This is a genomic window from Thiobacillus sp. (genome assembly GCF_024708915.1).
Genome location: NZ_JANJXQ010000081.1, coordinates 1 through 12,026 on the forward strand (window position 1 = coordinate 1; position 12,026 = coordinate 12,026).

A 12,026-nucleotide genomic window follows, 5' to 3' on the forward strand; every position below is an offset into this window, starting at 1 on the left:
ATGACCGACGACATGGAGGTGTGCGGCTGCAACGGCGTGTGCAAAGGCGACATCGTCAAGGCGATCCGCGAGAAAGGCCTGTTCACGCTGGAGGATGTGAGGAAGCACACCAAGGCATCCTCCTCGTGCGGCTCGTGCACCGGTCTGGTCGAGCAGATTCTCGCGGCGACCGCGGGCGGCGATTACTCGGCCGCGCCGAAGGCCAGGCCGGTATGCGGCTGCACCGACTACACCCACGAAGCCGTGCGGGCGGCGATCCGGCAGAACAGGCTGCTGACGATTCCGCAGGTAATGAACTTCATGGAATGGCGCACGCCCAACGGCTGCGCCTCCTGCCGCCCGGCGCTCAACTATTACCTGATCTCCACCTGGCCAGGCGAAGCGGAGGACGATCCGCAGTCGCGCTTCATCAACGAACGCGCCCACGCCAACATCCAGAAGGATGGCACCTATTCGGTGATCCCGCGCATGTGGGGCGGGCAGACCACGCCGGCCGAGCTGCGGCGTATCGCCGACGTTGCCGAGAAATATGCCATCCCTTCAGTGAAGGTCACCGGCGGGCAGCGCATCGATCTCTTGGGGGTGAAAAAGGAGGATCTGCCGAAAGTGTGGGCCGACCTCGATATGCCGTCCGGCCATGCCTACGGCAAGGCGCTGCGCACGGTGAAGACCTGCGTTGGCAGCGAGTGGTGCCGTTTTGGCACCCAGGATTCGACGCAGATGGGAATCGACCTGGAGAAGGTGTTCTTCAAGATGTGGGCGCCGCACAAGGTCAAGCTCGCGGTATCCGGTTGTCCGCGTAACTGCGCCGAGGTCGCGATCAAGGACGTCGGCATCATCGGCGTCGATTCCGGCTGGGAGATCTACGTCGGCGGCAACGGCGGCATCAAGACCGAGGTCGCACAGTTCCTGGTCAAGGTAAAAACCCCCGACGAAGTACTTGAATACACGGGGGCGTTCCTGCAGTTGTATCGCGAGGAAGCGCGCTACCTCGACCGTACCGTGCACTACATCGAGCGCGTCGGCCTCGACACGGTGAAAAAGAAGATCCTCGACGACAACGAAGGTCGGCACGCGCTGTACGAACGCCTGCTGTTCGCGCTGTCGGTCGAACGCGATCCGTGGGTCGAGCGCGCCAAAGAGGGCAAGCTCAAGCATGAATTCGAAACTGTCGACGCATAAGGAAACGACATGAACCAATGGACCGACATCCTGGCTGTGAACGACATTCCCCGACTCGGCGCGCGCGTGGTGCGCCATGGCAGTCTCGACATCGCCGTGTTCCGTAACGCCGAAGACGAAGTATTCGCACTGGAAGACCGCTGCCCCCACAAGGGCGGCCCGCTGTCGCAGGGCATCGTCCACGGCAGGAAAGTCGCCTGCCCGATGCACAACTGGAACATCGAACTCGATTCCGGCCGCGCTGTCGCGCCGGACCAAGGCTGCGCGCGCGAATTTCCCGTCAAGGTCGAGGATGGACGCGTGTCGCTGGATCTGTCCGCCGTCGCGGACGTCGCTGCCTGATCGCGTTCCGACTGTTGTGTTGCCTGCTCATCGGCCAAAGCAGGCAGTTGTTGGTCCGGCTTGGCCAGCAGCTCCCGACCCAAAGTGGTCATTCATGGGGTTGAACATATGTCTCTTGATTAGGCTCGTCATTGCCTCTTCTCGGCCATCTTGCGCTTGCGTTAAGCCGGCCCGCTGAACGAGTGCGGCGATGGGCCCCGGCGTAGAGTCCAGCAGGCCGGCTGGTTCAACCCGATGACTGACTCATCCTGCCACGCTTGATTTTGTTAAAGTCTTTTCGCATTCCTATTACATGAACATCCGATAGTCGTAGACATCGTTCACGATGTCGGGTGACTGCTTCACCACTTCAGCGAAGACCTGCGAATACACGAGCGTTACCGGCAGCGTCTTGTATAGCGTGTTGTTGTTCCAGTCGACCTTTGTGAGGGCAAGAATGCTCGCGCATGTCGCATGCCATCCACCAGCGCCGGAGAAACGGCGCAGCATTATCGGATTGGGGAGAGGTTTCAGCGGCGCCTCCTTGAAAACCGGTTGATTGGGTTTCTGCTGATTGATGCCATGGATGGCTCCTTGCGTCCAAAGTAGGCACTCGTTTTCGGTGAGCGGCTGGTAAAGGCCGCGATCAACGGAATATCCGGCAGGGGCCGCGTTCTTGTTCCATTTGTTCGGTCCGTCAATTTTTAACCCATACCAATTGGTTCTGCGCGCGATCTGAACTAGTTCTATTTCCATCTTCGATCCGAAAGCATCGAACGCGCCCTGGATTTCATCCTCGGTGAAGTGTGTCGTCTTGTGGACATAGATTTTCTTCGGCAAGCGCCCGTTGTGTGAGTTCTGATAAAGCAGCAGGCTTCTCGATAGCACTGACTGCATCTCTTGATACGTCAGGTAAGGATTGCCCTTGCGATCGGTCGTGTACTCGCGCGTATCGTAGGCAATGAACTCGAAGCCGGTGCCGTCCGGATCGAAGACCTGGCTGCAACAGGTGCTGTATTCCACGCCGTTCTCAAGTTTCTTGATGGCGTAGCTAAGTCCGATATATGCCTCGTCCTTGTCCCAGTCAGAGAGCTTCCATGGAATGCCGTTTGCCTTTGCATAAAGGGCGACGCTCATCCCCCAAGCGACCTGCGCACGGCACGTGCGTTGGAACATGCTGTCGTTGATGATCTGGATCGGAATGTTAAGCGGAGCGACCTTCGCTTTGATTCTGTCGTGAAGATTGAAACCTTCGTACAGATAAGACGCCTTCCAGGCGGCAGGCAAGTGGACGATCAGAACGTCAAACGTGTGCTTGAGTTTTTGCAGCGGAAGGATGGCCTGCAATATCAAGTCAACTAGCCCAGTGCCGTTTCCGGCAGCGGCCAAGGCGTTGCACTCATTCGGGGTGGCAATGCGTAAGACGTCAGTCGCCTGGACAAGTCGCGCGCGAAAGACTTTCTCAAACCCTTCGTATGCGATGTAGTAGTTGGGGGCTTCACGCACCTGCTGCTTGTTGATCAATTCATTGGCGAGCGCATCAAGCTTGGGAAGGAGATCGTTGGGCGCGAGGTAAGCAAGGCGAACCAGTTTTGGTGCGCCGATGTCGAGACTATAGGGACCGTAGTCTGTCAGGCCGCGTAGCGGATGAGCGTGGGTTTTACCTCCCGCGAAGAGCAGTTGCGGTTCTGGCAAGATGGAATTGGCCGACAGCGCATTTTGGTCATTAGACATTCTTGTCGCTCTTTCTGCTGAACGCGGAGCGCATGCTGATTTGAAATTGCGCAGGATGTTCGGTGTCTTTGTACGCAGTCACGCTAGCGCCGCCCTTGCCAACACCTCCGAGAAGAATTTCGATCCATGCACTGAGAATGTCGGATGCCTGTTTGTTCCATCGGTTTATCTTCTTCTTGTAGAGAAAGTCGGTAGCTTCTTCTCGCATCTTGTTCGGAGAAATCCAAACATCAGGTTGCAGAAGCAGCCATAACTGTCCGTTGCGCTTTTCTACCTTCAGCGAAACGGCTTCTGCCCAGTAGACATCCTTGAGACCAGAAACTTGACCATTAACAAAACCCTTGTGGAGCTTTCCGTCCCGATCTGTCCTGGAGAGCGCGTCTCGCAAAGGTTTTAAGGCGTCGCTGTCCGCCTCCTTGTGTTGAGTGATGGCATACCAAGTCTTGCCCTGCTTACGCAGCAGGAGAGGCTTGTCGGCCACCAACGCGGTCGCGACGGTTTGCTCCACCATCGACTTTAAGTAAGTCGAAGAGTCGATTGCGTGCATCAGATCATCGATCTTGAGTGACGAAACCGACTTCACGCGTTTCGGCTCGTAAATTTTGGCGAGCTCCTTGCCGTCTCCCCAAAATAGGACTCGATCCGTGTAGCACACCGAGCAAAGAGGTTGCTTCTCGAACAAGACGCTTTTCAATTGCCCGATATCTAAAGCTCCGTCGTAATCGATCCTGCCGCAGGTGTTTGGAAATCCAATGATCTGAAGCGCATTCGTGCGAAGCATGGGAAACGCTGTTCCGACGGGAGGCAGCGGAATCTTTACTGGCTTCACTGTGGCACTTCTTACCTTTGCGTCAATCTCCGGATTCTTCTCGGCGACCAGTCGCCAGATTTTCGCGAGCATTTCGTCAAACGTACCGGTTTCGACGATGCCGCCTTTGATCCCTTTGCTATGCGCATAGTCCATCAGCTCGCGCACGGGCGCTTCGACGCGAGAAATCCGTGTGACTGTCCAGAATAGTCCGTGCGGAAAAGCGTTGTTCTGATCGATGGCTTCGCGGAACATCGCCATCACGTTGCCGTCGCGTCCACTATATCCGCTGACAATCATCCCGAAGCGAACAGCGGCGGCCACAAGAGATTGCTGAATTTCACGATCATTGTGGAGCAGATCGTCAGTGAGATTCTTCACGGTCTGATACCGAAAGTCGCCGTGAACCTTCGCGTAAAACGGAAATCTCTCGGCATTCAACGCCTCAAGCGCGGCGTACGAGCCTTCAAGATGGAAGGTCGTTAGATTCTTGCCTGTAATTGAGGCGTAAGCAGATTCTACAACCTCGTCGAAGTTGGTTGTGAAGATGATCCGGGCAAGACCGAGGTGGAGGAGTGCAGCTAGCGCGCGGTGACCGATCGTCGAGGAAATTTTCTCTGTCGCAAGCACTGTATTGAGATACTTCTGCTGTGCTGCATAGTCTTTCCCGAACAGCAGATCGAAATAGAAGGAATATTCGGCCGGATCCCAAAGGGGCGGAAAGCCTCTGCTGTCCAGGTACGCCTGTATGCGGGCTTGGACAGATTGATTGCCGACGTCATGTGCAACAACGTCTTGATTTTCCTGGGCACAGTAGTAACGAAGCTTAAGATCCCAAGTTAGGTCTGTTGCAGTCGGAAGGCCGGAACTGCGTGACGCCCCAGCTCCGAGAAACCACATTAGCTGCTTCCCTGTTTGGGAGACATGTTGGCGGAAGTCGATTTCCTTGATCTCTGGCACCGGCATTGCGAGCTTACCTTTTATTATGACAGCCTAACCTATACAAAAAACCCCTAGGCCCCCCAAGACCTTGTATTACCAATGGAAGATTGTCTTCGCACGGTGCTGGCCGGAAACTTGGGAAAGGTTTCGGGAAGTGCCCGCCATCCAGATTGTCGAGAGGTGTCCGCTTATGGCCAGTAGGCGGCCATTCTAGCCTGTTGACATCAACGGCCGCAAAGGCCGATCAAGAGACACTCACCGCAACCCACATTTACTTCCGATTCGGGTCGAACGCGGTCATAAACTCCGCTTTCAGCATGGCTCCGCTCGCAAGAATCGGGAAACAGGCCTGGCCCCACCCCCCATTATTGGACCCAATATTTATTTTCAGCCGGCATGTCGATTCCGGCGGGGCCGGCTCGTCGTGGAGACAGCACCCCGGAATCCCACGGCGGTTTGCATCGTATATATAAATACAGGAGAAACCCATGGGCTCCGGCCTCAAGCCGAGCTCGCAGGGCTGGCGCATCCGCTATGACGGCGATACGCGCACCGTCGTCGACGGCCCCTTCACCGAAACAAGAGAGCTGATTGCCGGCTACACCCTGATCCAGGTGAAATCGCGCGCGGAGGCGATGGAATGGGCACGCCGCTTTCCCAATCCGGCCGGGCGCGGCAGACCGGCCGAAATCGAGGTACGGCCGCTGTACGAGCTCGATGACTTCGGGCTGTCGCCGGAAATCGAGCGCATGAAACAGATGGCGCTGGACGGCGGAAATGCCGCCTGAGCCCGGATGTTGCAAGGAGAAACGACATGAACAACCCCGTCATCTGGTTCGAACTCTACGTCGACGACATGCCCCGTGCGCGTGTCTTCTACGAGCGCATGCTGGGCGTGACGCTGGAAAAACTGAACAGCCCGGACAGCCTCGCCGGCATCGAGCTGTGGGCCTTTCCCATGGCCATGGATCGCGGCGGCGCCGGCGGCGCGTTGGTGAAGAGGGCGGGCGTGCGCCCGGGCGGCGGCGGTACGCTCGTCTATTTCGCCTGCACGGATTGTGCGGTCGAGGCACAGCGCGCCGTCGAAGCCGGCGGCAGCCTGTTCCGAGGGAAGATGCCCATCGGCGAATACGGCCACATCGCGCTCGTCCACGACACCGAGGGCAATCTTGTCGGCCTGCATTCGATGCAATGAGCGCGCCATGAGGTGGAAATCACGTCCAGACTCCGAGGATGCTGCAATGAGATACACGTTGATGAAGGAGAGCAGACCATGAGCCGCATCCGTGTCCTGGTGGGAACGCGCAAGGGCGCGTTCATCCTGATTTCCGATATCCATCGCTGCGACTGGCAGGTGAGCGGGCCGTTCTTCGGCGGCTGGGAAATTTTCCACATCGCCGGTTCGCCGGCCAACCCTGACCGGCTCTACGCCTCGCAGACGTCAAGCTGGTTCGGCCAGGTGATCCAGCGTTCCGACGACGGCGGGCTCACCTGGACCCCGGTCGGCAACGACTTTGCCTACGCCGGCGACCCCGGCACGCATCTGCATTACGACGGCACCTCGCGGCCCTGGGCGTTCAAACGCGTGTGGCATCTGGAACCTTCGCCGACCGATCCTGACACGGTCTACGCCGGCGTCGAGGACGCCGCGCTGTTCCGCTCGGCCGACGGCGGCCAGAGCTGGCAGGAACTGCCCGCCCTGCGCGAACAGCAGGGCGCGAAATGGATGCCGGGCGCCGGCGGCATGTGCCTGCACACCATCCTGCTCGATCCGGTGAATCCGCAGCGGATGTTCGTGGCGATCTCGGCAGCCGGCGCGTTCCGCAGCGACGACGGCGGCGCGAGCTGGAAGCCGATCAACCGCGGCCTGCATTCGCAATATATCCCCGACCCGGAAGCCGAAGTCGGCCATTGCGTGCACCGCATCGCGATGCATCCGTCGCGCCCCGGGACGCTCTTCATGCAGAAGCACTGGGACGTGATGCGCAGCGACGACGCCGGCGAGTCGTGGTTCGAGGTGAGCGGCAACCTGCCGAGCGACTTCGGCTTCGCCATGGCGGTGCACGCGCACGATCCGGACACGGTGTACGTCGTGCCGATCCAGAGCGATTCCGAGCACTACCCGCCCGAGGGCAAGCTGCGCGTCTATCGAAGCCAAAAAGGCGGCAACGACTGGGAGGCGCTGACCGACGGCCTGCCGCAGCAGCATTGCTATGTGAACGTGCTGCGCGATGCGATGGCGGTCGACGCGCTCGATCCCTGCGGCGTGTATTTCGGCACCACCGGCGGGCAGGTCTACGTCTCCGCCGACGCGGGGGATCGCTGGCAGGCGATCGTGCGCGACCTGCCGGCCGTGCTGTCGGTCAGCGTGCAGACGCTGCCCTGATCATGGCCACGGTGCGTGTCGTCCTGCCGTATCACCTGTACACGCTGGCGCACAGCGATGCCGAGCTCGAACTCGACGTCCCCGGCGCGGTCACGCTCGCCGCCGTGCTCGACGCGCTCGAAGCGGCCTGCCCCATGCTCGCCGGTGCCGTGCGCGACCGCGCGACGGGGCAGCGCCGGCCGCTGGTGCGTTTCTATGCCTGCCAGGACGATTGCTCGAATCTGGCGATGGGCGCGCTGCTGCCCGAAGCCGTCGCCACAGGCCGCGAGCCGCTGATCGTCGTCGGCGCCATCGCAGGCGGCTAAAGCGTCAGAACGATGCAACATACAGAAAACGCCTCTCTCGCTGTCGAATTCGTCCGTTACCGTACGTCGTAGAGATGAGCCCGGACAGTCCGGGCAACTCAGGAGACCGCCATGCCCATGATCACGCCTTTCCTGTGGTTCGACGGCCAGGCCGAAGCCGCCGCCGCGTTCTACGTATCCGTCTTTCCGGATTCCGCGATCCATCACGTTTCCCGCTACAGCGAGGCCGGGCGCGAACAGCACGGCCAGACGCCCGGCACGGTGATGACGGTCGCTTTCGAACTCGACGGCCAGCCTTTTACCGCGCTCAACGGCGGGCCGGTTTTCCAGTTCAGTCCCGCCGTATCTTTCGTCATACACTGTAAAACGCAGGCCGAGATCGATCATTACTGGGAGAAGCTCGGCGCCGGCGGCGCGCCCGAAGCGCAGCAATGCGGCTGGCTCGCGGATCGATTCGGCCTGTCGTGGCAGATCGTGCCGGACCGTCTGGTCGAGCTCCTGACAGGCCCCGACGCGGCCGCCGCCGGGCGCGTCATGGAAGCGATGATGCGGATGAAAAAGATCGACATCGCCGCGCTCGAACGCGCGGCAGAAGCTTGAGGATGCAGCCATGAAATTCATATGCCTGATCTGCGCCGAACAGATGATGGAACACCTCGAACCCGCCGACGCGGCGGGGCATTTCGCCGAGTACGCCGCGTTCACCGAGGCGATCAAGCGCGAGGGCCATTTCGTTTCCGGCAACCGCCTGACCCCGCCCGGCACGGCGAAAACCGTGCGCGTGCGCAGCGGGCAGGCGCACGTCACCGACGGGCCGTTCGCCGAAACACGGGAAATGCTCGGCGGCTACTACCTGATCGACGCGCCGGACATGGACGCGGCGCTCGCGATCGCCGCCCGCATTCCCGGCGCGCAGCGCGGTTGCGTGGAGGTGCGGCCGATCGCGGACGATGCGCCGACACGCGCGCTGGGGCTGGGTGATCGACCGCTGTGAATTCGAGATGAAACCGGCACGAAGCAGCCTCAGCCCGCTCAAGACGCAGACCGAAAAAGGAGACTCGACATGGCCAGGCAAATTTTCGTCAACCTGCCCGTGGCCGACCTGAAAGCGTCCATCGCTTTCTTCGCCCGGCTCGGCTTCAGCTTCAACCCCGAGTTCACCGACGACTCCGCCACCTGCATGATCGTCGGCGAGAACATCTACGCCATGCTGCTCACGCGCGAACGCTTCGCCGGCTTCGCGCCGCATCCGCCCGCCGACGCGCGTGCCGCCACCGAAGTGCTGCTGGCGCTGCAACTCGACAGCCGCGCGGCGGTGGATGCGATGGTGAAGGAAGCGGTGGCCGCCGGCGGCAATACCTACAACGCGCCGCAGGATCACGGTTTCATGTACCAGCACGGCTTCCAGGACCGGGACGGACACGTCTGGGAGGTGTTCCAGATGAATCCTCGAGGCGAGACGGTGTGACGGCGCAGGCGACAGTCGCCGACGCCCTGGCGGCGATCTGGCATATCGAGTCGGCCAAGGTCATCGCCGCCGTCGCGCGGCTCACGCGCGATCTCGGGCTGGCCCAGGAATGCGCGCAGGATGCGCTGGTCGCAGCGCTGGAACACTGGCCGGTCGAAGGCGTGCCGGACAATCCAGCCGCCTGGCTGACCACGGCGGCGAAGCGGCGTGCGCTCGACGTGCTGCGCCACCGCGCGCAGGCCGCGCCCAAACACGCCGAGCTGGCGGTCGAACTCGACACGCAGCACGCCATGCGCGAAGCCGACTTCGCCGAAGCGGTCGATGCCGCGCTCGACGACGACATCGGCGACGACCTGCTCGCGCTCGTCTTCACCGCCTGTCATCCGCTGCTCTCGCCCGAGGCGCGCGCAGCGCTGACGCTGAAGGTCGTCGGCGGCCTGTCGGTGGAGGAAATCGCGCGCGCCTACCTCAAGCCACCCGCTACCGTCGCGCAGCGCATCGTGCGCGCCAAGCGTACGCTCGCCGAAGCGCGTGTGCCGTTCGAGACGCCGCGCGGCGCGGAATTGCACGCGCGCCTGCCTTCGGTGCTGGAAGTGCTCTACCTGATCTTCAACGAAGGCTACGCCGCCACCGCGGGCGACGACTGGATGCGCCCCGCGCTGTGCGAGGAAGCGCAGCGCCTGGGCCGCGTGCTCGCGGACCGCCTGCCAGAGGAAGCCGAAGTACACGGCTTGCTCGCGTTGATGGAAATCCAGGCTTCGCGGCTGGCCGCGCGCGTCGATGCGAGAGGCCAACCCATCCTGCTCATGGAGCAAGACCGCGGCCGCTGGGATCGCCTGCTGATCCGGCGCGGGCTGGCGGCGCTGGAACACGCCGAGGCTTTGCCGGGCCCGCTTGGTGCCTACACCCTGCAGGCCGCCATCGCCGCCTGTCATGCGCGCGCCGCCGTCGCCGCCGACACCGATTGGGCGCGCATCGCCGCACTGTACGACGCGCTTGTGCAGGTCGTGCCCTCGCCTGTGGTGGCGCTCAACCGCGCCGTCGCCGTCGGCATGGCATTCGGGCCGGCGGCAGGGCTGGAACTGGTCGAGCCGCTTGCCGCCGGACCCGCGCTCAAGGACTACCACCTGCTGCCGGCGGTGCGTGGCGAGCTGCTGGCAAAGCTGGATCGAATCGACGAAGCGCGCGCCGAATTCGCGCGCGCCGCCGAACTGGCGCAGAACGCGCGGGAGCGGGCCTTGTTGCTGGCGCGGGCGGCGGGTGGGGGAGAAAACGATAAGCCGTAAGCGCAAGCAGCGACCATGCCTTCCCGTTTCCCGATTACCCCCGCATCCATCCTGCCGGTATTCCGCTCGCGACTCGGGCGCCGCCGAAACGGGCGCCCGCTTGCGGCAAAGCAACGTCGCTCACCCGATCATGACGTCGCAAACACTGCTGCGCAGGGCGTGCCGGGCCACGCTGCCCAGCCGGCCACCGTGCTTTCCCATCACGATGAGGTCGAAATGGAGCTTCTCCGTCCATCTTCGTATCATGGCCGGCGGGTAATCCATTTCGACCGCCCGCGAAATGCGGCTGTCTTCGCATTCGGCGACCAGCTTGTCGATTTCCCGGACGGCGTGGTCGTGAAAATCTGAACGCAAACGCCTGATTTGCTCCTCAGGCACACCGAGTTGCCGGAGCCGATCGTGATTCGGCACCTGGAATGCATGCAACAGAAGAATCGTCGCGTTGGGTGCCAGCGCGCCGGCCTCGCGGACCGTGGCGGCAGACCGCTCGGTCAGATCGACGGCCACACCGATCTTGCCGTAGGGCTCGTCCGCTTTCTGCTTGACGATCAAAACCGGCCGCGTTCCTCTGGCGAGGACATTTTCTGCCGTGGTGCCGACAAACAGTTCATCGGCAAAATGTTCGCCGTGGCTTCCGAGAACGATCAGATCCGCATCGCACGACTCAGCTGCTTCGATGATGCCGGCTTCGACTTCGGCGATCCGGACGCGGGGCCGGATCGTGATGGGGCGCGCCGGCTCCAGCCGATCGACAAAATCGTAAAGCTGCGAAAAAAAGGAATTGGTGAGATTTTCTTCGACGACGGGCCGGGGATCGGGCAGGAGTTCGCAGAGTGCGTCCACCGATGCCGGGGTGATGACATGCAGGATATCGAGTGCCGCCTGATGTTCAGTGGCCAGCAGAACGGCCCGGTCGAGTGCCTGGGTCGCGTATTGAGAGAAGTCCGTTGCCACCAAAATCTGTTTCATTTTCTGATGACCCATTTCCTCACGTCGAATGGCGGGTGCTCACGGATGCGCCCTGCCGGATGTACGCGGCGAGTATGGAATGATTACGCAAATCCGGCAACCCGCAATGCGGCAAACCCACTGGCTGGAGCCTGAACCAGGCTTGCAGCATCGTGATCGCCGATACACCATTGGGCTTGACCACGTTGCGGATTTTCGCGGCCCGCAGAAGTACCGCCGAGCCTGGAACGGCCCCCCCAGGCTTGGCTTGCCGACCGGCTTGGCCACCCTGCGGGACAGGGGCGGATTCGCCGCCTGGCGAGCGCGGGCTCAGCGTCCTTCGGGCAGCACGATATTGACTTCCAGCACTTCGTAATTGCCCTGTTTTTCGAGTCCCACCTTGATGTCGTCGGGGTTGACCGGGAAGTACTTGGATATCACCGCAACCAGATCCTTTTGCAGGTCGGGCAGGAAATCCGGACCGGACAGGCTCGCGCGCTCGTGGGCGATGATGAGTTGCAGGCGCTCTTTGGCGACCGAGGCGGTGGCTTTCTTTTCGCCGAATATGAGGGAGAGCCAGGACATGTCACTTGCCTCCGAACAGACGTTTGATCAGGCCCGGCTTTTCGTATTCGACGAAACGCAG

The 12,026-nt window shown here is 61.4% G+C and carries 14 protein-coding genes; 10 read left to right on the top strand and 4 right to left on the bottom strand.

Features of this window, described 5'->3' with window-relative positions; translation table 11 throughout:
• Window positions 1-1,182, top strand: a 1,182-nt coding sequence (locus Q0L94_RS06265) for a (2Fe-2S)-binding protein (protein ID WP_296751343.1), incomplete at its 5' end; no start/stop codon positions are given.
• 9 nt (window positions 1,183-1,191) lie between these two features.
• Window positions 1,192-1,524, top strand: coding sequence for a nitrite reductase small subunit NirD (gene nirD / locus Q0L94_RS06270; RefSeq protein WP_296751346.1), 333 nt, complete (start codon window positions 1,192-1,194; stop codon window positions 1,522-1,524).
• A 288-nt stretch (window positions 1,525-1,812) separates the two neighbouring features.
• Here nirD and Q0L94_RS06275 read toward each other — a convergent pair whose 3' ends face one another.
• Together Q0L94_RS06275 and Q0L94_RS06280 are read right to left on the bottom strand one after the other, a co-directional pair.
• A complete protein-coding gene (locus Q0L94_RS06275; RefSeq protein ID WP_296751349.1) occupies window positions 1,813-3,237 on the bottom strand; it encodes a hypothetical protein in 1,425 nt (474 codons plus the stop codon).
• Window positions 3,230-5,011: an SIR2 family protein gene (locus Q0L94_RS06280; protein ID WP_296751352.1), complete on the bottom strand. Its 1,782-nt coding sequence runs from the start codon at window positions 5,009-5,011 to the stop codon at window positions 3,230-3,232. The genes Q0L94_RS06275 and Q0L94_RS06280 overlap by 8 nt, the downstream gene beginning before the upstream one ends.
• Window positions 5,012-5,475: 464 nt before the next feature.
• Here Q0L94_RS06280 and Q0L94_RS06285 point away from each other — a divergent pair, with 464 nt between their 5' ends.
• From Q0L94_RS06285 to Q0L94_RS06320, 8 genes are all read left to right on the top strand, one after another.
• Complete coding sequence (locus Q0L94_RS06285) at window positions 5,476-5,775, top strand: YciI family protein (protein WP_296751354.1); 300 nt, start codon at window positions 5,476-5,478, stop codon at window positions 5,773-5,775.
• A gap of 26 nt (window positions 5,776-5,801) precedes the next feature.
• Window positions 5,802-6,182 (top strand): VOC family protein, encoded by a 381-nt coding sequence (locus Q0L94_RS06290; protein WP_296751357.1) that lies wholly within the window; start codon window positions 5,802-5,804, stop codon window positions 6,180-6,182.
• 78 nt (window positions 6,183-6,260) lie between these two features.
• A complete protein-coding gene (locus Q0L94_RS06295) occupies window positions 6,261-7,373 on the top strand; it encodes a sialidase family protein (RefSeq protein WP_296751360.1) in 1,113 nt (370 codons plus the stop codon).
• 2 nt (window positions 7,374-7,375) lie between these two features.
• Window positions 7,376-7,678, top strand: a complete 303-nt coding sequence (locus Q0L94_RS06300; RefSeq protein ID WP_296751363.1) for a MoaD/ThiS family protein — start codon at window positions 7,376-7,378, stop codon at window positions 7,676-7,678.
• Between the two features lie 111 nt (window positions 7,679-7,789).
• Window positions 7,790-8,278 (top strand): VOC family protein, encoded by a 489-nt coding sequence (locus Q0L94_RS06305; protein WP_296751365.1) that lies wholly within the window; start codon window positions 7,790-7,792, stop codon window positions 8,276-8,278.
• A 10-nt stretch (window positions 8,279-8,288) separates the two neighbouring features.
• The gene (locus Q0L94_RS06310; RefSeq protein ID WP_296751368.1) at window positions 8,289-8,672 is read left to right on the top strand and encodes a YciI family protein; all 384 of its coding nucleotides are present in this window, start codon (window positions 8,289-8,291) and stop codon (window positions 8,670-8,672) included.
• Window positions 8,673-8,741: 69 nt separating this feature from the next.
• Entirely contained in the window at window positions 8,742-9,146 is a 405-nt protein-coding gene (locus Q0L94_RS06315; RefSeq protein WP_296751372.1) for a VOC family protein, read from the top strand.
• On the top strand, window positions 9,143-10,432 hold the full coding sequence (locus tag Q0L94_RS06320) for a DUF6596 domain-containing protein (protein WP_296751375.1): 1,290 nt from the start codon (window positions 9,143-9,145) through the stop codon (window positions 10,430-10,432). The genes Q0L94_RS06315 and Q0L94_RS06320 overlap by 4 nt, the downstream gene beginning before the upstream one ends.
• A gap of 120 nt (window positions 10,433-10,552) precedes the next feature.
• Here Q0L94_RS06320 and Q0L94_RS06325 read toward each other — a convergent pair whose 3' ends face one another.
• Window positions 10,553-11,401 carry a universal stress protein gene (locus Q0L94_RS06325; RefSeq protein ID WP_296751379.1) on the bottom strand — a complete coding sequence of 283 codons (849 nt, stop codon included), beginning with the start codon at window positions 11,399-11,401 and terminating at the stop codon, window positions 10,553-10,555.
• Between the two features lie 309 nt (window positions 11,402-11,710).
• Window positions 11,711-11,965, bottom strand: coding sequence for a cell division topological specificity factor MinE (gene minE / locus Q0L94_RS06330; protein ID WP_296649616.1), 255 nt, complete (start codon window positions 11,963-11,965; stop codon window positions 11,711-11,713).
• Between the last annotated feature and the right edge of the window lie 61 nt (window positions 11,966-12,026).